Here is a 22,384-nt window from a genome sequence, read left to right on the forward strand (position 1 = left end):
GGGCGGGCCGCCGCGCGCTGCTGTGCTGTCTGTTCTGCCACGTCCCGACGCTATGCGCGCGGTGTGATCGTCGTCTTGTACGTTCTTGCGCCGCGGCGGGGGCGCGCAGAATGAGGGCATGAGCACGGGCAGGGCGGGGGCGCGGGACACGGGCGAGTGGGCACGGCACTGGCAGTACGAGCAGCTGCCCGGCCTGGACCTGCTCCGGGCCCACTACGTACGCCACACCTTCCCGCGCCACGCCCACGACGGGTACGTGATCGCGGCCGTCACCGGCGGCATCGAGGAGGTCGGCCTGCCCGGCGGCACCGACCGGGCCGGGCCGGGCAGCGTCGTGCTGATCAACCCGGAGGTGCCGCACACGGCCCGCGCGGGGGTCCCCGAGGGCTGGGCGTACGCCACCCTGTACGCGGCCCGGGACATCGTCACCGAGGTCGCCGGCGAGCTGTCCACGCTGCGCGGCACCCCCGGCTTCACCGCGTCGACGGTGCCCGACCCGGAGGGCTGTCGGCTGATCAGCGGGGTCCACCGGGCCGCCGAGGAGGGCAACGCGCTGGCCGCCGACAGCCTCCTGCGGGTGGTGGTCGCGCGGATGCTGCGCCAGTACGGGGGCGCCCTGCCGGCCCGCCCGCCTTCCGGGGCCGGGGCCGCCACCGCCGCCCGGGCGCGGGCGGTGCTCGCGGACCGGCTGACCGACCCGCCGTCCCTGGAGGAGCTGGCGGCGGCCCTGGGCACCGGCCCGTTCGCGCTGCTGCGCGCGTTCCGGGGCACGTACGGGATGCCCCCGCACACCTGGCTGACCGACGCCCGGGTACGGGAGGCCCGGCGGCTGCTGGACGCGGGCACGGCGCCGGGCGACGCGGCGGTGGCGGTCGGCTTCAGCGACCAGCCACACCTGAACCGGCACTTCACCCGCATCGTCGGGGTGCCGCCGGGCGCGTACCGGCGCGAGCGGCGGGGGCCGGGCGGCGGGCCCGGCGCCTCGGGCTGAACGGCCCGTCCGCGGCCGCCCTGCGGACCGTTGTCAGTGGCCGGGTGCACGATGGGGGGCATGGCCGGCACCGCGCTCGACTCGTTCTCCCCCGCGACCCGCTCCTGGTTCACCGGGGCCTTCGCGCAGCCCACGACCGCGCAGGAAGGCGCCTGGCGGGCGATCGGGGCGGGCTCGGACGTCCTGGTGGTGGCGCCGACCGGATCGGGCAAGACGCTGGCCGCCTTCCTGGCCGCCCTGGACCGGCTCGCCAGCGTCCCGCCGCCCGCGGAGCCCCGCAAGCGCTGCCGGGTGCTGTACGTGTCTCCGCTGAAGGCCCTCGCGGTGGACGTGGAGCGCAATCTGCGCAGCCCGCTGACCGGCATCCGGCAGGAGTCGGTGCGGCTCGGGCTGCCCGAGCCGGACATCCGGGTGGGGATCCGCTCCGGCGACACCCCGCCCGCCGAGCGGCGGGCGCTGGCCACCCGGCCGCCGGACATCCTCATCACCACCCCCGAGTCGCTGTTCCTGATGCTGACCTCGGCGGCCCGCGAGGCGCTGTCGGGCATCGAGACGGTGATCCTCGACGAGGTGCACGCGGTCGCGGGCACCAAGCGCGGCGCCCATCTCGCGCTGTCCCTGGAGCGGCTGGACGAGCTGCTGCCGCGCCCGGCCCGCCGGATCGGCCTGTCGGCGACGGTCCGGCCGGTGGACGAGGTGGCCCGGTACCTGGCGCCGCGGGGCCGGGTGGAGATCGTCCAGCCGCCGTCGGGCAAGGAGTTCGACCTGTCGGTGGTCGTGCCGGTGCAGGACATGGGCGAGCTCGGCGGCTCCCCCGCCACCGAGGGGCGGGACGGCGGCGACAAGCCGTCGATCTGGCCGCACGTGGAGGAGCGGATCGCGGACCTCGTCCAGGCCCACCGGTCGACCATCGTCTTCGCCAACTCGCGGCGCCTCGCCGAGCGCCTGTGCAACCGGCTCAACGAGATCGCGTACGAGCGCGCCGTCGGCCGGGCCCTGCCCGAGGGGGCTCCGCCCGCCGAGATCATGGCCCAGTCCGGGGCCGCGAAGGGCGCGCCGCCGCTGCTCGCCCGCGCCCACCACGGTTCGGTGTCCAAGGAGCAGCGGGCCCTGGTCGAGGAGGACCTCAAGGCGGGCCGGCTGCCGGCCGTCGTCGCCACGTCCAGCCTGGAGCTGGGCATCGACATGGGTGCGGTGGACCTGGTCGTGCAGGTCGAGTCGCCGCCCTCGGTGGCGTCCGGGCTGCAGCGGGTGGGCCGGGCCGGCCACCAGGTGGGCGCCGTGTCGACGGGCGTGGTGTTCCCCAAGTACCGCGGCGACCTGGTGCAGGCCGCGGTGGTCACCGAGCGGATGCGCACGGGCTCCATCGAGTCGCTGCGGGTGCCGTCGAATCCGCTGGACGTGCTGGCCCAGCAGCTGGTCGCGATGACGGCCCTGGACACCTGGCAGGTGGACGACCTGCTGGCGCTGGTGCGCCGCGCCGCCCCGTTCGCCGCGCTCCCCGAGTCGGCGTTCACCGCGGTCCTCGACATGCTCGCGGGCCGCTATCCCTCGGACGCGTTCGCGGAGCTGCGGCCGCGCGTGGTCTGGGACCGGGTGGCGGGCACCGTGACCGGGCGGCCCGGCGCCCAGCGCCTCGCCGTCACCTCCGGCGGCACGATCCCGGACCGCGGGCTGTTCGGGGTGTTCCTGGCCGGCGCCGACCCGAAGAAGGGCGGCGGCCGGGTCGGCGAGCTGGACGAGGAGATGGTGTACGAGTCCCGGATCGGCGACGTCTTCACCCTGGGCACCACCTCCTGGCGGATCGAGGACATCACCCGCGACCGGGTGCTGGTCACCCCGGCGCCCGGAGTGCCGGGGCGGCTGCCGTTCTGGAAGGGCGACCAGCTGGGCCGGCCGCTGGAGCTGGGCCGGGCGGTCGGCGCGTTCCTGCGCGAGGTCGGCGGGCTGCCCGCCGAGGACGCCCGGCTGCGGCTGCTCGCGGCGGGCCTCGACGCCTGGGCCGCGGACAACGTCCTCGCGTACCTGACGGAGCAGCGCGAGGCCTGCGGGCACGTGCCCGACGACCGGACCATCGTGGTCGAGCGGTTCCGTGACGAACTGGGCGACTGGCGGGTGGTGGTGCACTCGCCGTTCGGCGCGCAGGTGCACGCGCCGTGGGCGCTGGCGCTGGGCGCACGGCTCGCCGAGCGGTTCGGGATGGACGCCCAGGTGATGCACGCGGACGACGGGATCGTGCTGCGGCTGCCGGACGCCGATCTCCTCGGCCTGGACCTGCTGGACCACGATCCGGCCGCGCCCGGCTTCGAGTTCGACAGCGAGCAGGCCCCGCTGAGCGCCGCCGACGTCCTGTTCGACCGGGGCGAGATCGGCGGCATCGTCACCGAACAGGTCGGCGGATCCGCCCTGTTCGCGTCCCGCTTCCGGGAGTGCGCGGCGCGCGCCCTGCTGCTGCCGCGCCGCAGCCCGGGCCGCCGCACCCCGCTGTGGCAGCAGCGGCAGCGCGCCGCCCAGCTGCTCCAGGTCGCCTCCGAGTTCGGCTCGTTCCCGATCGTGCTCGAAGCGGTCCGGGAGTGCCTCCAGGACGTGTTCGACGTGCCGGGGCTCACCGAGCTGATGGGCGACATCGAGGCCCGCCGGGTCCGCCTGGTCGAGGTCACCACCCCCGAGCCCTCCCCCTTCGCCCGCTCCCTGCTCTTCGGCTACGTCGCGCAGTTCCTGTACGAGGGCGACTCCCCGCTGGCCGAGCGCCGGGCGGCCGCGCTCTCCCTCGACTCCAGCCTGCTGGCCGAACTGCTCGGCCAGGCGGAGCTGCGTGAACTGCTCGACGCGGAGGTGCTCGCAGAGCTGGAGCGGGAACTCCAGTGGCTGACCGAGGAGCGGCGGATCAAGGACGCCGAGGGCGTGGCCGACCTGCTGCGCCTGCTCGGCCCGCTGACCGGCGACGAGCTGGCGGCGCGGGGCGCGGAGCCGGCCTGGCCGCAGGCGCTGGGCGCGGCCCGCCGGGCGATCCGGGTCCGGATCGCGGGGGTCGAGCACTGGGCGGCCGTGGAGGACGCGGGCCGGCTGCGCGACGCGCTGGGCACCGCCCTGCCGGTGGGGGTTCCGGAGGCGTTCACCGAGCCGGTGAAGGACCCGCTGGGTGATCTCCTGGCCCGGTACGCGCGCACCCACGGCCCGTTCACCTCGTCCGGGGCCGCGGCCCGCTTCGGCCTGGGCGCCGCGGTGACCGAGGGCGCCCTGCAACGGCTCGCGGCGGCGGGCCGGGTGGTGCAGGGCGAGTTCCATCCCGCCGGCATCGGCCGCGAGTGGTGCGACACGACCGTGCTGCGGCGGCTGCGGCGCAGGTCCCTCGCGGCCCTGCGCCAGGAGCTGGAGCCGGTGCCGCCGGCCGCCCTCGCCGGCTTCCTGCCGCAGTGGCAGCACCTGGGTGGCGGCCTTCGGGGCATCGACGGCCTGGCCCGGGCGGTCGAGCAGCTCCAGGGCGCCCCGGTGCCCGCCTCCGCGCTGGAGAAGCTGGTGCTGCCCTCCCGGGTGAGCGGCTACTCCCCCACCCTGCTGGACGAGCTGACCACCAGCGGCGAGGTGGTGTGGGCGGGGGCCGGCGCCCTGCCCGGCAAGGACGGCTGGATCTCCCTCTATCCGGCGGACACGGCGCCGCTCCTGCTTCCCGCCCCGCACCCGCTGGAGCTCGGCCCGCTGCACCGGGCGGTACTGGACGCGCTGGCCGGGGGGTACGGCCTGTTCTTCCGCCAGATCGCCGGCGAAGTCCGCGCGGTACAGCCCGAGGTGACCGACCCTCAACTCGCCGACGCCATCTGGGACCTGACCTGGTCGGGCCGCCTCACCAACGACACGCTGGCGCCGCTGCGCGCGCTGCTCGGATCCGGGCGCACCGCCGGGTCGACCGCGCACCGGGCCAAGCGCACGGTCCCGCGCGGCCGTTACGGCTCGCTGAGCGCGACGGCCTCCCGTACGGGACCGCCCACGGTCTCCGGCCGGTGGTCGCTGCTGCCCGACCGCGAACCGGAGGCCACCCATCGGGCGCACGCCCTGGCCCGCACCCTCCTGGACCGGCACGGCGTGGTGACCCGCGGCGCGGTCGCCGCCGAAGGGGTGGAGGGCGGCTTCTCGGCCGTCTACCGGATCCTGTCCGCCTTCGAGGACAGCGGTCAGGCGCGCCGCGGTTACGTCGTCGAGGGCCTGGGCGCGGCCCAGTTCGCGATGGAGGGCGCGGTGGACCGGCTGCGCGCGGCGGCCACCGCACGGGACCGCGACGAGGCGGGCGCCGCCCGGCCGGCCCTGGTCCTGGCCGCGGCGGACCCGGCTAACGCGTACGGCGCGGCCCTGCCCTGGCCCGAACCGCCCTCGGACGCCGGCCACAAGCCGGGCCGCAAGGCGGGCTCGCTGGTGGTCCTGGTCGACGGCGAGCTGACCCTCTACCTGGAGCGGGGCGGCAAGACCCTGCTGTGCTGGCCCGGCCCGGACGACCCGCGCCTGGCCAGGGCAGCGGAAGCCCTGGCCACCGCCGCCCACACCGGCCGCCTCCCCGCCCTCACGGTCGAGCGGATCAACGGAGCCGCCGCCCTGACCTCCCCGTTCGCCCCGACCCTGGAATCCACCGGCTTCCACGCCACCCCGAGGGGCCTACGGGCGCGCACGTGACGGGGGTGTCGGGCGGGAGCGGCCCGGCGGGGACGCGCGGCCGGGTGGACACGGGACCGGACCACCGCACCGCCGGCTTGCCGGCTTGCCGGTCTGCCGCGCCGCCGCGCCGCCGGACCCCAGACCTCCGCGCCACCCAACCGCCGCACCGCCAACCCGCCGCACCGCCAACCCACCGGACCGCCAGGCCGCCGGACCGCCAACCCCCGGGACCGCCAGACCGCCGGCCCGCCAGCCAACGGCCGACGGGCCCCCGAGCCACCCCCACCCCCGCCCTCCACCCGGGGGACAATGGCCGCATGCCCGAAGGAGACAGCATCTGGCGGGTCGCCGCACGTCTGCGGGACGCGCTCGGTGGGCGCGAGCTCACCCGGTGGGACCTGCGCGTGCCCCGGCTGGCCACCACCGACCTCACCGGCCGCACGGTCGAGGAGGTCGTCCCCCGCGGCAAGCACCTGCTGACCCGCGTCGAGGGCGGGCTCACCCTCCACAGCCACCTGCGCATGGACGGCGCCTGGCACGTGTTCGCGGCCGGCCGGCCGTGGCGCGGCGGTCCCGCGCACCAGATCCGCGCCGTGCTCGGCACCGCCGCCCACACCGCGGTCGGCTACCGGCTGCCGGTCCTGGAACTCCTGCGCACCGCCGACGAGGACCGCGTGGTCGGCCACCTCGGCCCCGACCTGCTCGGCCCGGACTGGGATCCCGCGGCCGCCGCCCGCAACCTCCTCGCCGATCCGGCCCGCCCCCTCGGCGAGGCCCTCCTGGACCAGCGGAACCTGGCGGGCATCGGCAACATCTACAAGTCCGAGCTCTGCTTCCTGGCCGGGGTCACCCCCTGGACTCCGGTGGGCGATCTCGCCGCCCCCGACCTCGGCCGGATCGCGGGCGCCGCGCACCGCCTCCTGAAGGCCAACATCGGCCCGGCCGAGCACCCCCGCAACACCACCGGGCTGCACCGACCGGGCCAGGACCTGTTCGTCTACGGCCGGGCCGGCCGCCCCTGCCTGCGCTGCCGCACGCCGCTGCGGGAGGCCCCGCAGGACGACCGCCCCACCTACTGGTGCCCGCGCTGCCAGAGCGGCCCGGTCGGCCATGACCCGCGCTCCGTCGTGCTGCGCTTCAACGGCCGGATCACCGCCCGCGACCCCGACGGCCTGGCCCGCCTGATGTCCGAGGACCACGTGTTCGTCGACGGCGCGGGCGCCGTCGTGGCCGGCCGGTCCGCCTGCGTCGACGCCTGGCGCCGCTTCTTCGCCGCCTTCCCGGACCACCGCAACGTGTTCGACTCGGTCACCGTCCACGGGGACGTGGTCAGCGTCTCCGGGTACAGCGAGTGCTCCGATCCGCGGCCGGCCGGCCCCGCCCGGTGGGCCGCCACGGTCCGCGGCGGCAAGATCACCCGCTGGCAGGTCCGGACCGACCGGCTACCGGAAGCCCCCGTCCACCCCACGAGCACCGCCCACCCCGCGGGCCCCACCCCCCGGGAAGCCCCCGCCCACCCCACGAGCACCGCCCATCCCGAGGGCCCCGCCCACCCGGAAGACCCCGCCCCCACTGGTTGACGGTCCGTCAGATCCGGTCGTACCGTCCCCGCATGCCCACACCCCACGCCTCGTACGACCTCACCGGCCGCACCGCGCTGATCACCGGCGCCGCCAGCGGCATCGGACGGGCCACCGCCGTGCTCCTCGCCCGGGCGGGCGCGACCGTGCACTGCGCCGACCGCGACGAGAAGGGCCTCGACGAGACCGCCGCCCTGGTCGCGGCTGACGGCGGCGCCGCCGTCACCCACCCCCTCGACGTCACCGACCGCGCCCAGGTCCGCGCCGCCGTGGCCGCCGCCGGCCCCCTCGACATCACCGCCGCCATCGCCGGCATCATGCACACGAGCAGCGTCCTGGACACCCGCGACGAGGACCTCGACCGGGTGCTCGACGTCAATTTCAAGGGCGTCCTGCGCACCTGCCAGGAGGCGGCCCGCGCGATGACCGCGGCCGGCCGCCCCGGCAGCATCGTCACCATGGCCTCCGGGGCCGTGGACGCGGCCCAGCCCGGGCTGCTCTGCTACAGCGCCGCCAAGGCCGCCGTCGTCCAGCTCACGAAGACCCTCGCCACCGAGGTGGGGCCGCTCGGCATCCGGGTGAACGCCGTCGCGCCCGGCTGGATACGCACCCCGATGACCGGCCGGCACAGCCCCGAGGTCCAGGAGCAGACCGAGGCCGCCATGATCAGGATGTCCCCGCTGCGCAGGGTCGGCGAGGCCGCCGACATCGCTCAGACCGTGCTGTTCCTGGCCTCGGACGCCTCGTCCTTCATGACCGGCCAGATCCTCCGCCCGAACGGCGGCGTCTCGATGCCCTGGTAGTCCACGACGCCCGGACCGGACGCCGTGCCGTCGGGTTCGCCACGGCGGCCACCCTGCGGGCCGCCCGGCCCGCGGCCCGCGCCGCCGCCCGCCCCAGCGGGCCGTCCCGCCGGCGCCGGGCCTCGGAGATCCCTGCGGCCCGCCCCAGCGGTACGCAGTGCACCGGCAGCAGGCTCAGCCCCCACCCGCCCACGGCCACAGCGCCCTCGACCACGCCGGCCCGCGCGGGCACCAGGGCGAGCCGCAGCACGGCCCACCACCACAGCACCCCGCCGGCCACCGCCGCGGCCACGAGCAGAGGCGTCCGTATCCGCCACACGGCTGCCTCCTCGGGCCGGGGGTCGGGACCCGCCCATCCTCCCGTACCCCCGTGGCGGCCGCATCCAGAACCGCCCCGGGACAGCGCGAGGCCCCGGCCGGGTGCGCACACAGTGCGTACACACCCGGCCGGGGCCTCGCCCCACGCTTCATCTCAAGCGGCTACGACATCCACCGCTTCGGCCGGCGCCTTGATGGTCACCCGCTCGGTCGGGACGGTGACCGAAGTCACCGAAACCGAATTGAGCATCGGGCGAACCGGTACCGGATCGCTCGCAGCAGCCGACTGGGCCAGCTCGGCGAGCGAGAGTTCATCGCTGACTTCGCGCATCAGCTCGGACATCCGTACGTCCAGCGCGTCACAGATCGCGGAGAGCAGCTCGGAGGATGCCTCCTTCTGCCCCCGCTCCACCTCGGAGAGATAGCCGAGCGAAACTCGGGCGGACGAGGAGACTTCGCGCAGAGTACGGCCCTGGCGCTGGCGCTGCCGACGCAGCACGTCACCCAGCAGGCGACGGAGCAGAATCATCGGTGGCTCCCTCCTCTGACCGTGTAGCGGCATCCTTCACGCCCCACCGTACCGCCTCGCGCGGCGGCCGTGCGGGGAGCGATGTCGTGTTCACTCAGGGCTGCAAACATCAAATCCCCCCGTTCTGTTCCGTACCCTGTGTCCGCGGATTCTCCCGCAGTTCGCTCAAGAGGAGTTCGAGCACCCTCCGTACGCTCTCCCTACGGATGTCCGCTCGGCCGCCGTTCAACCTCAAGGCGGCCGTCCTCTCCCCCGCCGGACCCGACACGGCGACGAAGACGGTGCCCACCGGCTGCCCGTCCTGCGGATCGGGGCCGGCCACCCCGGTGGTCGCGATCCCCCAGACCGCCCCGAGCGCTCGTCGCACTCCGGCCGCCATCTCCGCGGCGACCTGCGCGTTCACCGCACCGTGCGCGTCCAGCAGTGCCCCGTCGACGCCGAGCAGCCGCTGCTTGAGTTCGGTGGCGTACGCGGTGACCGAGCCGCGGAAGGAGCGGGAGGCACCGGGCACCGCGGTCAGTTCGGCGGCGACCAGTCCACCGGTGAGCGACTCGGCGACGGCGAGCGACTCGTCACGCTCCGCAAGCATCCGCAGCGCGTCCGCCGCGGCCCCACCCGTACCGGCGGAATCGCCGGCCCCTGTGCTCACTGTCATGACCGTTCTCGCCACTCAGTCCTGTCGCTCAGCCCTGTCCGCCCTGAGCGGCGCGTTCCGCCGCCAGTCCCCGGCGCCGCAGGACGACCGCCTGGCGCACGTAGTCCAGGCCGGTGACCACCGTCAGCACCACGGCGACGGCCATCATCCAGAAGCGCAGCGTCGCGAGCGGCCCGGTCAGAGCCAGAACGTACATGCCCGCGGCGGTTCCCTGCGCGAGGGTCTTCAGCTTCCCGCCGCGACTGGCCGGAATCACCCCGTAGCGGATCACCCAGAAACGCAGCAGCGTGATGCCGAGCTCGCGCCCGAGGATCACCCCCGTGACCCACCAGGGCAGGTCGCCGAGATAGGACAGGCAGATCAGCGCCGAACCCATGATCGCCTTGTCGGCGATGGGGTCGGCGATCTTCCCGAAGTCCGTGACCAGGTTGTACGTACGGGCCAGATGCCCGTCGAACACGTCCGTGATCATGGCGATGGCGAACGCGGCCCAGGCCAGCGCGCGCCAGGCCGGGTCGTACCCGCCCTCCGCGAGCAGCAGGAGGACGAAGCCCGGCACCAGAGCGAGGCGGATCATCGTAAGGATGTTCGCGATGTTCCACAGGCTGGCCTGATTGACGGCCGCCGCCCCCAGCTTTCCGCCGGGCGCAGGCCGACGGCCGGTCCCACCCGCCGCTGATGCCGGGACTCCGGTCATCCGGCCGCCTCCTCAAGGTCCAGCGGCTCGACGACCAGGTCCACGCCCAGACTGCCGACCACCTTTGCCATGACCATACGACCGGGAACCAGTCCCTCGCTTGTCGTGAACATAACCTGGCCGTCGGTCTCGGGGGCCTGGTGCGCGGCGCGTCCGGTGGCCCCGTCCTCGTCGCCGGTCTCCTCGCCCACGGACTCCACGAGCACCTCGACGATCTCGCCGATGCGCTCCTCGGCCCGCTGCGAGGTCAGCTCGTCGGCGAGGCGCTGCATGTGGGCGAGGCGCTTGGCGATCACTTCCTCGTCGAGCTTGTGCTCGTAGCCGACCGCCTCGGTACCGTCCTCGTCGGAGTAGCCGAAGACGCCGATCGCGTCGAGCCGCGCGTGCGTGAGGAAACGCTCCAGCTCGGCGAAGTCGGCCTCGGTCTCACCGGGGAAGCCCACGATGAAGTTGGACCGCACACCGGCCTGCGGGGCCTTGGAGCGGATCGTGTCGAGCAGTTCCAGGAAGCGGTCCGTGTCGCCGAAGCGGCGCATGGCCCGCAGCACGTCCGGAGCGGAGTGCTGGAAGGACAGGTCGAAGTACGGAACGACCTTGGGCGTCGAGGTCAGCACGTCGATCAGGCCGGGGCGCATCTCGGCGGGCTGGAGGTAGCTGACCCGCACCCGCTCGATGCCTTCGACCTCGGCCAGCTCGGGCAGCAGGGTCTCCAGCAGCCGGATGTCGCCGAGGTCCTTGCCGTACGAGGTGTTGTTCTCGGAGACCAGCATGACCTCCTTGACACCCTGCTCGGCCAGCCAGCGGGTCTCCTGGAGCACGTCACTGGGGCGGCGCGAGATGAAGGAGCCGCGGAAGGACGGGATCGCGCAGAAGGAGCAGCGGCGGTCGCAGCCGGAGGCGAGCTTGACGGAGGCCACCGGGCTGGTGTCCAGCCGGCGGCGCAGCGGGGCGCGCGGTCCGGACGCCGGGGCCAGCCCGTCGGGCAGGTCGGCCGGGGCGGGCTCGGGGGTCTCCTGCGCGTGGCCGGGCAGGGCCACCTCGGAGGCGCCCTGGCGCTCGGCCGGGCTGATCGGGAGGAGCTTGCGGCGGTCGCGCGGGGTGTGCGACGCGTGGATGCCGCCGTTCAGGATGGTCTGGAGGCGGTCGGAGATGTCGGCGTAGTCGTCGAAGCCGAGGACACCATCGGCTTCGGGCAGGGCCTCGGCGAGTTCCTTGCCGTAGCGCTCGGCCATGCAGCCGACCGCGACGACGGCCTGGGTCTTGCCGTGATCCTTGAGATCGTTGGCTTCCAGGAGGGCGTCTACGGAGTCCTTCTTCGCGGCTTCGACGAAGCCGCAGGTGTTGACGACGGCCACATCCGCATCCGCGGCGTCCTGGACGAGCTCCCAGCCATCCGCCGCCAGGCGGCCTGCGAGCTCCTCCGAGTCCACCTCGTTACGGGCGCAGCCAAGAGTGACAAGGGCGACGGTACGGCGTTCGGGCATGGACTCAAGAGTACTTCGTCCAGCCGCCGGCCCCCGCCGGGTGCCCGGAGCAGCGCGGATCCCCGGGTGCGGCGCCGCGCACCCGGGGATCCGGCCGTATTCCGCTTCGGCCCGCGCGCCCGGTCCGCGCCCGGTCGGGCGCGTCGGGCCGGTACCCGGTCAGCCTTCCTGGGCCGGGGCCTCGCGCGGGTCGTCCTTCGTGTAGGTCAGCCGCTCCACCTGGCCGGGCTGGAAGCTGTCCTTGATCTCCTTGCCGTTCACGAACAGCGTGACCGCGCCGGCGTCGCCGAGGACCAGGTCCACGGACTCCTTGTCGGTGAAGGTCCTGGAGTCGCCCTGTTCGAGCATTCCGTCGAACAGCAGCCGGCCGTTGTGGTCCTTCGCGGAGATCCAGCTCTGGCCGTCGACCGCCGACAGCACGACCGTGACCAGGTCCTTGGGCGCGGCCGCGATGGCGCTGTTCGAGGGCTCGGGCCGCGGCGGGGTGGGGGCGGGCTTGACCGCGCCGGACGGCTTGGGTGCCGGCTGGGGCGAGACGGATCCCTCCGCCACCGGCTTCTTGGCGGCTTCGTCGCTTCCGTTGAACATGGTGAAGCCGACGAATCCGATCACGGCGACGATCGCCGCGACCATGGCTGCGGTCCAGTTCGGCCGCTGCCGCTCGGGGCGGATCCGTTCCGCTTCGAACCTGGGTGCGGCCGGCGTGGGTGCGGGACGGCCGCCGTGATCGGCGTCGTAGCGCTCGACCAGGGGTTCCGGATCGAGCCCGACGGCACGGGCGAGGGTACGGATGTGGCCGCGTGCGTACACATCGCCGCCACAGCGGCTGAAGTCGTCCTGTTCGATCGCCTGGACGATCGGGACGCGCACGCGGGTCGAGCCGCTGACCTCTTCGACGGTGAGTCCGGCGCGAATGCGCGCCTTCTTCAGGACACGCCCGATCGAAGGCCGGTCATCGGTCGAAGGCCGGTCGTCTTCGGGGGAGTTGGAGTTGCCGATGGACACGAGGGCGCCTTTCGAGCGTGTAGCCACCTGCTGGACGTCCAGTCTAGGGGGGTGACGAAAGGGTGGAGCAACCGGAGGGTGGCCTCCGTACGCCATCGGTATGGCTCTGTGTCCGAACCGACTCCGATGAGCCGGACGAGCACGATGGCGTGCAGCTCCGTCCCTTCCCTCAACTTGACGCGCGCCCGGGGGAAACGGTTTCCCCCCGATCCCTTACGGGTGAGACTCCCCGCGGATGACGGCCAGAACCCCGTCCAGCTCGTCCGGTTTGACCAGCACGTCGCGTGCCTTGGAGCCCTCGCTGGGGCCCACGACCCCCCGCGACTCCATGAGGTCCATGAGCCGGCCGGCCTTCGCGAACCCGACCCGCAGCTTGCGCTGGAGCATCGAGGTGGAGCCGAACTGGGTGGATACCACGAGTTCCGCCGCCTGGCACAGCAGGTCCAGGTCGTCGCCGATCTCCTCGTCGATCTCCTTCTTCTGCTTCTGGCCGACCGTGACGTCGTCCCGGAAGACCGGCGCCATCTGGTCCTTGCAGTGCTGGACGATCGCGGCGATCTCGTCCTCGGTGACGAAGGCGCCCTGCAGCCGGGTCGCCTTGTTGGCGCCCATCGGCAGGAACAGTCCGTCGCCCTTGCCGATCAGCTTCTCGGCGCCGGGCTGGTCGAGGATGACGCGGCTGTCGGCGAGCGAGGAGGTGGCGAACGCGAGCCGGGAGGGCACGTTCGCCTTGATGAGGCCGGTCACCACGTCGACCGAGGGCCGCTGGGTGGCCAGCACCAGGTGGATGCCGGCCGCGCGGGCCAGCTGGGTGATGCGGACGATCGCGTCCTCGACGTCGCGCGGCGCGACCATCATCAGGTCGGCGAGCTCGTCGACGATGACGAGCAGGTACGGATACGGCGTCAGCTCGCGCTCGCTGCCCGCGGGCAGCTTGACCTTCCCGTCACGGATGGCCTTGTTGAAGTCGTCGATGTGCCGGTAGCCGAAGGCCGCCAGGTCGTCGTAGCGCAGGTCCATCTCGCGCACCACCCACTGCAGGGCCTCGGCTGCCCGCTTGGGGTTGGTGATGATCGGGGTGATCAGGTGCGGGATGCCCTCGTAGGCGGTGAGTTCGACGCGCTTGGGGTCGACGAGCACCATCCTGACGTCCTCCGGGGTCGCCCGCACCATGACCGAGGTGATCAGGCAGTTGATGCAGGAGGACTTGCCGGAACCGGTGGCGCCGGCCACGAGCACGTGCGGCATCTTCGCCAGGTTGGCCATCACGTAGCCGCCCTCGACGTCCTTGCCCAGCGCCACCAGCATCGGGTGGTCGTCCTCGGCCGCGTCCGCCAGCCGCAGCACGTCGCCCAGGTTGACCATCTCGCGGTCGGTGTTCGGGATCTCGATGCCGACCGCCGACTTGCCGGGGATCGGGCTGATGATCCGGACGTCCGGGCTGGCCACGGCGTACGCGATGTTCTTGGTGAGCGCGGTGATCCGCTCGACCTTCACGGCGGGGCCGAGCTCGACCTCGTACCGGGTGACCGTCGGACCGCGGGTGAAGCCGGTGACGGCCGCGTCGACCTTGAACTCCATGAACACGTTGGTCAGCGAGGCCACCACCGCGTCGTTGGCGGCGCTGCGGGTCTTGCCGGGCCCGCCGCGCTCCAGCAGGTCGAGCGAGGGCAGCGCGTACGTGATGTCCCCGCGCAGCTGGAGCTGTTCCGCGCGCGGCGGCAGCGGGCCGGAGGTCTCCGGCGGCGCCTTGGTGAGGTCCGGCACTGCGGCGGGCAGGGGCGGGACCGTGGGCACGGGCGGGACCGCGGGTCCGGCCCCGCGGCCGGCGGCCGGCCGGGCACCCGGCACCGGCGGGGCCGGCACCGGCTCGGTGGTCTCCACCGGGCGTTCGGCGGCGACCCCCTGGGTGAGGCCGGCGACGAGCGGGGACGGCGGCAGCCCGTTGAGCACGGCCCCGTCGAGGGCGGCCGCGGCGGCCGCGGCCACGTCCACCGCGTCCAACGGGCGGTCGAGCGGCGGCTGCACCGAGGCCCGGCGCGGGCGGCGGCGCCGCTTCAGCGCCTCCTCCTCGGCCAGGTCCACCTCGTCCACCGGGGCGGGCGCCCGCCGGGAGCGGGCCTGCCACTGCTCGGGATCGTGCTCGGTGCCGGTGTCGGTGCCGTACGGGTCCTCTTCGTCGGTGGCCACGATGCCGAGCCGGACACCGAGCTGGCGCAGCCGTTGCGGGATCGCGTTGACCGGGGTAGCGGTGACCACCAGCAGCCCGAACACGGTCAGCAGGAACAGCATCGGCACCGCGAGCGGCGCCCCCATCGTGAAGATGAGCGGCTGCGAGGCGCCCCATCCGACGAGGCCGCCCGCGTCCCGCATGGCCTCGGTGCCGGCGTCCCGGCCGGGTGCGCCGCAGGCGATGTGCACCTGGCCGAGGACGCCGACGACCAGGGCGGTCAGGCCGACCCCGATCCGGCCGTTGGCGTCGGTCTGTTCGGGGTGCCGGATGAAGCGGACGGCCATGAAGCCGAGGAGCAGCGGCACCAGCAGGTCGAGCCGGCCGAACGCGCCGGTGACGAGCATGGTGACCAGCTCGCCGACCGGCCCGCGCAGGTTCGACCAGGTGCCGGCGGCCACGATCAGGGCGAGGGCGAGCAGCAGCAGCGCGAGCCCGTCCTTGCGGTGCGCGGGGTCGAGGTTCCTGGCGCCCCGGCCCACCCCGCGGAAAACGGCGCCGACGGCGTGGGCGGCGCCGAGCCAGACGGCCCGCACCACCTTGACCACGCCCCCGGTGGGGGACGGGGCCGGCTTCGGCGCGGCCTTCTTCGCGGGAGCGCGGCGGGCGGGCGCGGCGGACTTCTTGGCGGGTGGCTTGCGTGCGGGGGCCGCCTTCTTGGCCGCTGCCGTCGTACGGCCGGTGCGGGCCTTCGCGGTGCCCTCGCTGCTCTGGGAACCCTTGCCGGACGTACGTGAGGCCATGGGGGCGAGGTTACCGGTGCTTGCGGCGGCGGACACGTGTGCCCACCCCTTCACCCGTTCGTGTCGGGCCGCGCGTCGGCAGTTTGACGTACGGCCAGACCCGGCGCGGCACGTCCCGATCCCGCGTCAGGCAGCCCTGTCGGGGAACGCCGACGGGTCCGGCCGGCGACTGCTCCGGGCCGGACCCGCTGCGTGCCGGTCCGTCAGGTCTGCGCGGGCAGGGGCGCGGCGGCGCCGCCCGCGCCGGGCTCCAGGGCGTCCAGCGCCCTGCGCAGCCCGGTCAGTTTGCGCTCCAGGTGGGCGGCGGTCGCCACGGCCGCCGCGTCCGCCGATTCGTCGTCGAGCTGCTTGGACAGCGCCTCGGCCTGTTCCTCGACGGCCGCGAGGCGCGCCGAGAGTTCGGCCAGCAGGCCCGCCGCCTCCTTGGAGCCGCCGGTGCCCGGCTGCCCGCCTTCGAGCTGGAGCCGCAGCAGCGCCGCCTGCTCGCGCAGTTGGCAGTTCTTCATGTACAGCTCGACGAACACCGAGACCTTGGCCCGCAGCACCCACGGGTCGAAGGGCTTGGAAATGTAGTCCACCGCGCCGGCCGCGTACCCGCGGAAGGTGTGGTGGGGTCCGTGGTTGATCGCCGTGAGGAAGATGATCGGGATGTCCCGGGTCCGCTCACGCCGCTTGATGTGCGCCGCGGTCTCGAACCCGTCCATGCCCGGCATCTGCACATCGAGCAGAATCACCGCGAAATCGTCCGTCAACAGCGCCTTGAGCGCTTCCTCCCCCGACGACGCCCGGACCAGTGTCTGATCGAGCGCCGAGAGAATGGCCTCGAGCGCCAGCAGATTCTCCGGTCGGTCGTCGACCAGGAGGATCTTGGCCTTCTGCACCATGCCCTGTCCTCCTCGCCCCGGCATGGGGCCTCCCCGACACGCAGAGCCCGTCCGTCCTTGTGCCGGTCATGGTAGCCCCACTCCCGAGATCGCCACACCCTGTCACCGAGATGTCACTGTGCACGTAGCAGGAACGGCGTGGGAGAGCAGAAGGTTCCCCGTCTCCCGCCCGCCCACCTCCGTTCCGCCACCCTGCGTCAGCAACGGGCCCCGGACAAGGGCCCTACGATCACTTTCCGCGCATCCACTGCTCCATGACGGTCAGCAGATAGTCGGGATCGACCGGCTTGGTGACATAGTCGGAAGCGCCGGAATCGATGGCCTTCTCCCGGTCGCCCTTCATCGCCTTCGCCGTCAGCGCGATGATCGGCAGTCCGGCGAACTGCGGCATCCTGCGGATCGCCGCCGTCGTCGCGTAGCCGTCCATCTCCGGCATCATGATGTCCATCAGCACCACCGTCACGTCGTCGTGCTGCTCCAAGACCTCGATGCCCTCCCGGCCGTTCTCCGCGTACAGCACCGCCAGCCCGTGCTGCTCCAGCACGCTCGTCAGCGCGAAGACGTTGCGCACGTCGTCGTCGACGATCAGCACCTTCTCGCCGTGGAAGTCGAACGTCCGCGGCGGCACGGGCAGCTCCTCGGGCACGCTCCCCCACAGCTCTTCGCCCCCGGGCACGGCGTTCGGCTGGCCCGGCAGCGCGGGCCGCCGCTCCACGTCGCCCGCGGCCTTGCGGCGCCGCCGGAACAGCGTCGGGCTCGCCGCCTGCCCGCGCCCCGCCGCAGGCGCCCCGGCCCCGTACGGGAACGACGCCGCCGAGAGCTCGGCCGCCGGCAGCTCGGGCACCGGCGCCCGGCGCCCGAGGTCCGCCCGGCCCCCCGGAGCGGGCTGCGCGTACCCCTGCGGCGGCAGCTCGCTCGGGTGCAGCGGGAGGTAGAGCGTGAAGGTGGAGCCCCGGCCGGGCTCGCTCGCCGCGTGGATCTCGCCGCCGAGCAGCCGGGCGATCTCGCGGCTGATGGACAGCCCCAGCCCGGTGCCGCCGTACTTGCGGCTGGTGGTCCCGTCGGCCTGCTTGAACGCCTCGAAGATCACCAGCATCTTGCTCGCCGCGATCCCGATCCCGGTGTCGGTGACCGAGAAGGCGATCAGGTCGGCGTCCGCCTCCTGGAGCGACCCGGCCTCCAGCAGCTGCTGCCGGATCGCGATCGGCACGTCGGCGCCGGCCGGCCGGATCACCAGCTCCACGGCCCCGCTGTCGGTGAACTTCACCGCGTTCGACAGCAGGTTGCGCAGCACCTGGAGCAGCCGCTGCTCGTCCGTGTGCAGGGTGGCCGGCAGCTCCGGCGAGACCCGCACCGAGAAGTCCAGCCCCTTCTCCGCGGTCAGCGGGCGGAAGGTGGCCTCCACGTAGTCGACCAGCTGGACCAGCGCGATCCGGGTCGGACTCACGTCCATCTTCCCGGCCTCCACCTTCGACAGGTCGAGGATGTCGTTGATCAGCTGGAGCAGGTCGGAACCCGCCCCGTGGATCGTCTCCGCGAACTCCACCTGCTTCGGCGAGAGGTTGGAGTCCGCGTTGTCCGCCAGCAGCTTGGCGAGGATCAGCAGCGAGTTGAGCGGGGTGCGCAGCTCGTGGGACATGTTCGCCAGGAACTCGGACTTGTAGCGCATGGAGACGGCGAGCTGCTCGGCCCGCTCCTCCAGCACCTGCCGGGCCTCCTCGATCTCGGTGTTCTTCACCTCGATGTCGCGGTTCTGCCGGGCCAGCAGTTCGGCCTTCTCCTCCAGCTCCGCGTTGGCCGCCTGGAGCGCCTTCTGCCGGTTCTCCAGCTCGTCCGAGCGCTCCCGCAGCTGCTCCGTCATCTCCTGGGACTGCTTGAGCAGCACCTCCGTCTTGGAGTTGACGCTGATGGTGTTGACGCTGGTGCCGATCATCTCGGCGATCTGGCTGAGGAAGTCCTTCTGGATCTGCGTGAACGGCTGGAAGGAGGCCAGCTCGATCACACCGAGCACCTTCCCCTCGAAGAGCACCGGCAGCACGATCACGTGCGCCGGCGGCGCCTCGCCGAGCCCCGAGGAGATCTTCAGGTAGCCGGGCGGGGTGTTCTCGACGAGGATGATCCGCTTCTCCTCGGCCACCGTCCCGATCAGCCCCTCCCCCGGCCGGAAGGACGTCGGCATCGCACTGCCGGCGTACGCGTAACTGCCCCGCATCCGCAGCTCGTACGGGCCGTCCCCGCCGACCTCGGCACCGATCTCGCCGGCCCCGCCGGAAGGCTGCGCCAGGTAGAACGCGCCGTGCTGCGCGGAGACCACCGGGGTCAGCTCGCTCATGATGAGCCCGGCCACGTCGTCCAGCTCCCGGCGGCCCTGCATCAGGCCGGAGATCCGCGCGAGGTTGCCCTTGAGCCAGTCCTGCTCCTTGTTGGCCAAGGTGGTGTCGCGCAGGTTGACGATCATCGTGTTGATGTTGTCCTGGAGGACCTGGATCTCGCCGGCCGCGTCCACGTCGACCTTCAGGCTCAGGTCGCCGCGGGTCACCGCGGTGGCCACGGCCGCGATGGCACGCACCTGCCGGGTGAGGTTTCCGGCCATCTCGTTCACGGACTCGGTCAGGTCCCGCCAGGTGCCGTCGACGTCCCGCACCCGGGCCTGCCCGCCCAGGATGCCCTCCGTGCCCACCTCGCGGGCCACCCGGGTCACCTGGTCGGCGAACGACGACAGCTGGTCCACCATCGTGTTGATTGTGGTCTTGAGCTCCAGGATCTCCCCGCGGGCGTCGATGTCGATCTTCTTGGTCATGTCGCCCTTGGCGATGGCGGTGGTGACCATGGCGATCTGGCGGACCTGGCCGGTCAGGTTGGACGCCATCGAGTTCACCGACTCGGTGAGGTCCTTCCACGTACCCGAGACGCCGGGCACGTGCGCCTGCCCGCCCAGCCGGCCCTCGGTGCCCACCTCGCGGGCCACCCGGGTCACCTCGTCCGCGAACGAGGACAGGGTGGTCACCATCGTGTTCACGGTGTCCGCGAGCTGCGCGACCTCGCCGCGCGCCTCCACGGTGACCTTCTTCGTCAGGTCGCCGTTGGCGACGGCCGCCGAGACCTGCGAGATGTTGCGGACCTGCGAGGTCAGGTTGTTGGCCATCAGGTTGACGTTGTCGGTGAGGTCCTTCCAGATGCCGGTGACCCCGCGCACCCGGGCCTGGCCGCCGAGCTGACCCTCCGAACCCACCTCGCGGGCCACCCGGGTCACCTGCTCGGCGAACGACGACAGCTGGTCCACCATCGTGTTCACGGTGGTGACGAGTTCGAGGATCTCGCCCTTCGCGTCGACCGTGATCTTCTTCGACAGGTCGCCCATGGCCACCGCGGTGGTGACCTCGGCGATGTTGCGCACCTGCGAAGTCAGGTTGTTCGCCATGAAGTTGACGGACTGCGTGAGGTCCTTCCAGGTGCCCGAGACACCCTTGACCTCGGCCTGGCCGCCGAGGATGCCCTCCGTACCCACCTCGCGGGCCACCCGGGTCACCTGCTCGGCGAACGACGACAGCTGGTCCACCATCGTGTTGAGGGTGTTCTTCAGCTCCAGGATCTCGCCGCGGGCGTCCACGTCGATCTTCTGCGACAGGTCGCCGCGCGCCACCGCCGTCGCCACCTGCGCGATGTTGCGGACCTGCGAGGTCAGGTTCCCGGCCATGCCGTTCACCGAGTCCGTCAGGTCCCGCCACACGCCGGCCACGCCCGGCACCTGCGCCTGACCGCCGAGCCGCCCCTCCGTGCCCACGTCCCGGGCCACCCGCGTGACCTGCTCGGCGAAGGCGGAGAGCTGGTCGACCATCGTGTTGATGGTGTTCTTCAGCTCCAGGATCTCGCCGCGGGCGTCCACGTCGATCTTCTGCGACAGGTCGCCGCGCGCCACCGCGGTGGTGACCTGGGCGATCTGCCGCACCTGCGAGGTCAGGTTCCCCGCCATGAAGTTGACGGAGTCCGTCAGTTCCTTCCAGGTGCCGGAGACCCCCTCCACCCGCGCCTGACCGCCGAGCCGCCCTTCCGTACCCACGTCCCGGGCCATCCTCGTGACCTGGTCGGCGAACGAGGACAGCTGGTCGACCATCGTGTTCACGGTGTTCTTCAGCTGGAGCATCTCACCGGAGACGTCCACGGTGACCTTCTGCGACAGGTCGCCGTTGGCCACCGCCGTCGTCACCTGCGCGATGTTGCGCACCTGCCCGGTCAGGTTCCGGAAGGCCGTGTTCACCGAGTCGGTGAGGTCCTTCCACGTGCCCGCCGCACCCGGCACCTGCGCCTGGCCGCCGAGTTCGCCCTCGACGCCGACCTCCCGGGCCACCCGGGTCACCTCGGCGCCGAAGGACTGCAGCTGGTCCACCATCGTGTTGACGGTGTTCTTCAGCTCCAGCATCTCGCCCGCGACGTCGACCGTGACCTTCTGCGACAGGTCGCCGTTGGCCACCGCGGTGGTCACCTGCGCGATGTCCCGCACCTGCGTGGTGAGGTTGCGGAAGACCGTGTTCACCGAGTCGGTGAGGTCCTTCCACGTGCCCGCCGCGCCCGGCACCTGCGCCTGGCCGCCCAGCAGGCCCTTCGCGCCGACCTCGCTCGCCACCCGGGTCACCTCGTCGGCGAAGGTTCGCAGGGTCTCCGTCATCTGATTGATCGTTTCGGCGAGCTGGGCCACCTCGCCCCGCGCGCTCACCGTCACCTTCTGGGACAGGTCTCCGTTGGCGACGGCCGTGGTGACCTGGGCGATCCCCCGCACCTGCGCGGTCAGGTTGCCCGCCATCGTGTTGACGGAGTCCGTCAGGTCCTTCCACACCCCGGCCACGCCCGGCACCTGCGCCTGCCCGCCGAGTTCGCCCTCCGTACCGACCTCCCGGGCGACGCGGGTCACCTCGGACGAGAACGACGACAGCTGGTCCACCATCGTGTTCACGGTGTTCTTCAGCTGGAGCATCTCGCCGGCCACGTGCACGGTGACCTTGCGCGACAGGTCGCCCTTGGCCACCGCCGTCGTCACCAGGGCGATGTCACGCACCTGGGCGGTGAGCCGGTACGCCATCGTGTTGACGGAGTCCGTCAGGTCCTTCCAGGAACCCGACATCCCGCGGACCTGCGCCTGCCCGCCGAGCTTGCCCTCGGTACCGACCTCCAGCGCGACCCGGGTCACCTCGTCGGTGAACGCCGACAGCTGGTCGACCAGGTTGTTGACCGTGCGCCCGACCTTCAGGAACTCGCCGCGCAGCGGGTGCCCCACCCCCTCGGGCGACTGCGTCCGCAGGTCCATCCGCTGGTCGAGATCGCCCTCGGCGACCGCCGACAGCACCCGGCCGACCTCCGAGACCGGCCGCGCGAGGTCGTCGACCAGCGCGTTCGAGGCGTCGATCGCGGCCGCCCAGGAGCCCTCGCAGGCCCCCGTCTCCAGCCGCTCGCTGAGCTTGCCCTCCCGTCCCACCATCCGCCTGACCCGGGACAGCTCCCCGGTCAGGTGCAGGTTCCGGTCGGCGACCTCGTTGTAGACGGCGGCGATCTCCGCCATCACACCGTCGCCGGACACCGTCAGCCGCTTGCGGAAGTTGCCGTCCCGCATCGACACGAGCGCCGTCAGCAACCGGTTCAGGGCAGCCGTGTCCACCTCTGTGGTGCCGTTCCGCCGGGACCGTCCGCCTTTTGCACGCGTACTGGTCCTCCGCGCCGCCACGCCAGACTCCACCGTGTCCCTCCCGAAAGGGTCGACCGCACTGCCCGGGCTCCTGTGCCAAGCCTTCCCAGTCTTTCACCATGGCCGGACCCGGCCGCAATT

General features: G+C 72.9%; 12 protein-coding genes. 4 read left to right on the forward strand and 8 right to left on the reverse strand.

Annotated elements, in window-relative coordinates:
• Positions 1 to 118 precede the first annotated feature (118 nt).
• The 4 genes from OG764_RS10835 (at position 119) to OG764_RS10855 (ending at position 8,021) form a co-directional block, all read left to right on the forward strand.
• Complete coding sequence (locus OG764_RS10835) at positions 119 to 991, forward strand: AraC family transcriptional regulator (protein ID WP_328968219.1); 873 nt, start codon at positions 119 to 121, stop codon at positions 989 to 991.
• Positions 992 to 1,051: 60 nt separating this feature from the next.
• Positions 1,052 to 5,656: an ATP-dependent helicase gene (locus OG764_RS10840; protein ID WP_328968220.1), complete on the forward strand. Its 4,605-nt coding sequence runs from the start codon at positions 1,052 to 1,054 to the stop codon at positions 5,654 to 5,656.
• A 299-nt stretch (positions 5,657 to 5,955) separates the two neighbouring features.
• A complete protein-coding gene (locus OG764_RS41735) occupies positions 5,956 to 7,218 on the forward strand; it encodes a nuclear transport factor 2 family protein (RefSeq protein WP_443055886.1) in 1,263 nt (420 codons plus the stop codon).
• 32 nt (positions 7,219 to 7,250) lie between these two features.
• Positions 7,251 to 8,021 carry an SDR family NAD(P)-dependent oxidoreductase gene (locus OG764_RS10855; RefSeq protein ID WP_328968221.1) on the forward strand — a complete coding sequence of 257 codons (771 nt, stop codon included), beginning with the start codon at positions 7,251 to 7,253 and terminating at the stop codon, positions 8,019 to 8,021.
• A 472-nt stretch (positions 8,022 to 8,493) separates the two neighbouring features.
• Here OG764_RS10855 and OG764_RS10865 read toward each other — a convergent pair whose 3' ends face one another.
• The 8 genes from OG764_RS10865 to OG764_RS10900 form a co-directional block, all read right to left on the reverse strand.
• Positions 8,494 to 8,868, reverse strand: coding sequence for a helix-turn-helix domain-containing protein (locus OG764_RS10865; protein WP_328968222.1), 375 nt, complete (start codon positions 8,866 to 8,868; stop codon positions 8,494 to 8,496).
• Positions 8,869 to 8,977: 109 nt separating this feature from the next.
• Positions 8,978 to 9,457, reverse strand: a complete 480-nt coding sequence (locus tag OG764_RS10870; protein WP_328972944.1) for a CinA family protein — start codon at positions 9,455 to 9,457, stop codon at positions 8,978 to 8,980.
• Positions 9,458 to 9,551: 94 nt separating this feature from the next.
• Positions 9,552 to 10,220 carry a CDP-diacylglycerol--glycerol-3-phosphate 3-phosphatidyltransferase gene (gene pgsA, locus OG764_RS10875; RefSeq protein ID WP_328968223.1) on the reverse strand — a complete coding sequence of 223 codons (669 nt, stop codon included), beginning with the start codon at positions 10,218 to 10,220 and terminating at the stop codon, positions 9,552 to 9,554.
• Positions 10,217 to 11,704 carry a 30S ribosomal protein S12 methylthiotransferase RimO gene (gene rimO / locus OG764_RS10880; protein WP_328968224.1) on the reverse strand — a complete coding sequence of 496 codons (1,488 nt, stop codon included), beginning with the start codon at positions 11,702 to 11,704 and terminating at the stop codon, positions 10,217 to 10,219. Before rimO ends, pgsA begins: the two co-directional genes overlap by 4 nt.
• Before the next feature lie 159 nt (positions 11,705 to 11,863).
• On the reverse strand, positions 11,864 to 12,709 hold the full coding sequence (locus tag OG764_RS10885) for a helix-turn-helix domain-containing protein (protein ID WP_328968225.1): 846 nt from the start codon (positions 12,707 to 12,709) through the stop codon (positions 11,864 to 11,866).
• Positions 12,710 to 12,922: 213 nt separating this feature from the next.
• Positions 12,923 to 15,682, reverse strand: a complete 2,760-nt coding sequence (locus OG764_RS10890) for a DNA translocase FtsK (protein WP_328968226.1) — start codon at positions 15,680 to 15,682, stop codon at positions 12,923 to 12,925.
• A 203-nt stretch (positions 15,683 to 15,885) separates the two neighbouring features.
• Positions 15,886 to 16,566, reverse strand: a complete 681-nt coding sequence (locus OG764_RS10895; protein ID WP_328968227.1) for a response regulator — start codon at positions 16,564 to 16,566, stop codon at positions 15,886 to 15,888.
• 229 nt (positions 16,567 to 16,795) lie between these two features.
• Positions 16,796 to 22,294: a HAMP domain-containing protein gene (locus OG764_RS10900; protein WP_328968228.1), complete on the reverse strand. Its 5,499-nt coding sequence runs from the start codon at positions 22,292 to 22,294 to the stop codon at positions 16,796 to 16,798.
• Between the last annotated feature and the right edge of the window lie 90 nt (positions 22,295 to 22,384).

It is taken from the genome of Streptomyces sp. NBC_00239 (assembly GCF_036194065.1).
GTDB lineage: Bacteria > Actinomycetota > Actinomycetes > Streptomycetales > Streptomycetaceae > Streptomyces.